The organism is uncultured Mycobacterium sp., from assembly GCF_964249325.1.
In the GTDB taxonomy this organism is placed as follows: domain Bacteria; phylum Actinomycetota; class Actinomycetes; order Mycobacteriales; family Mycobacteriaceae; genus Mycobacterium.
Map to the genome: position 1 here is coordinate 1 of NZ_CAXUCH010000392.1, position 1,526 is coordinate 1,526.

A 1,526-nucleotide genomic window follows, 5' to 3' on the forward strand; every position below is an offset into this window, starting at 1 on the left:
GCTCGGCCTACCCGAGCACCCATGAACGCCACCGTTCTGGCCGCGATCGTGGTGGTGGCGGTCTGCTTTGAGGCGTTCTGCCTGATCAACCTCTGCCGGGCCGAGGCGGTTCGCTACCTGCCGAAGTGGGCGTGGACGGTCATCTGCGTGATCTCGATCCCGTTGGGCGGGATCGTCTACCTGAGCATCGGCAAGACCCGTGACCACGCGGCGCATGAACCTCGCCCGCCACAAGGAGCGCCCCATCGCAGCCATCCCGCTCCTGTGGCGGCTCTTGCCGGGCTGGCGGACGCAATCGAGGTCAAAGGGCTCACCAAGCGGTTCGGTTCGCTCACCGCACTGGACGACCTGAGCTTCACAGTGCAGCCAGGGCGGGTCACCGGCTTCCTCGGGCCGAACGGCGCAGGGAAGTCAACCACGATGCGCGTCATCCTCGGGCTCGACGCACCGACCTCCGGGAGTGCTCTGATCGGTGGCCGCGTCTACGGCCAGATCGTCCGGCCGTTGCGCCAGGTCGGCTCGCTGCTGGACGCCAACGCCATGCACCCAGGACGCAGCGGCTGGCAACACCTTCGGTCCGTTGCTCAGAGCAACGGGATCAGCAAACGTCGAGTGCGTGAAGTTCTCGACCTGACCGGGGTGGAGACCGTCGCCCAGCGGCCGGTCGGGTCTTTCTCGCTCGGGATGAAGCAGCGGCTCGGGATCGCGCTCGCGCTGCTCGGCGATCCGCCGATCCTCATCTGCGACGAGCCGGTCAACGGCCTGGACCCCGAGGGCGTTCACTGGATCCGCGAGCTGTTCAAGACCCTCGCGGCCGAGGGCCGCACCGTGTTCGTCTCCAGCCACCTGATGAGCGAGATGGCGCTGACGGCCGACCATCTCGTCATCATCGGCCGCGGCCGGCTGCTCGCCGACACATCCGTCGAGCGCTTCATCGAGTCCAACGCCCGGTCCGATGTCCTGGTCCGCTCCCCGCAGATAGCCGCGCTCACCACCCTGCTCACCAGCCACGGCGCCACCGTCACCGCAGACGGCGACCATGGGCTCGCGGTTACCGGCCTCGACGCCCCGACGATCGCCGACCTCGCCGCCGAACACACAATCCCGGTCCACGAGCTGACGCCCAGGCACGCGACGCTTGAGCAGGCATACCTCGACCTCACCGAGGCAAGCGTGGACTATCCCGCGGGCGCCTCCACGGGCAAGGAAACGGTGCCTTCCTGATGGTCCTCCCCGAGACCACGGCAACCGAGAGGACCCCGGCGATCACGACCCGCGTCGCCGAGGTGATCGCCTCGGAGTGGACCAAGATCAGATCGGTCCGATCGACGTTCTGGCTGTTGGTCATCGCGGCCGTCACCGCGATCGGCGGCAGTGCGATCGTCGCCATCTCTGAGCGGTCGAGCAGCCAGTCCCCGATCGGTGACCCGGTGGCATCGGTCTTCACGGCCTGGCTGGAGTACCCGGTCCTCGCGGTCGGCATCCTCGGCGTGCTCAGTCTCACCAGCGAGTACGCGACCGGGCAG

1 protein-coding gene is annotated in these 1,526 nt (G+C 68.0%); it reads left to right on the forward strand.

Going from position 1 to position 1,526, the window contains the following annotated elements; genetic code table 11:
- Positions 1–48 precede the first annotated feature (48 nt).
- Complete coding sequence (locus ACFE99_RS24955; RefSeq protein WP_375489540.1) at positions 49–1,224, forward strand: ABC transporter ATP-binding protein; 1,176 nt, start codon at positions 49–51, stop codon at positions 1,222–1,224.
- The last annotated feature ends 302 nt before the right edge of the window (positions 1,225–1,526 follow it).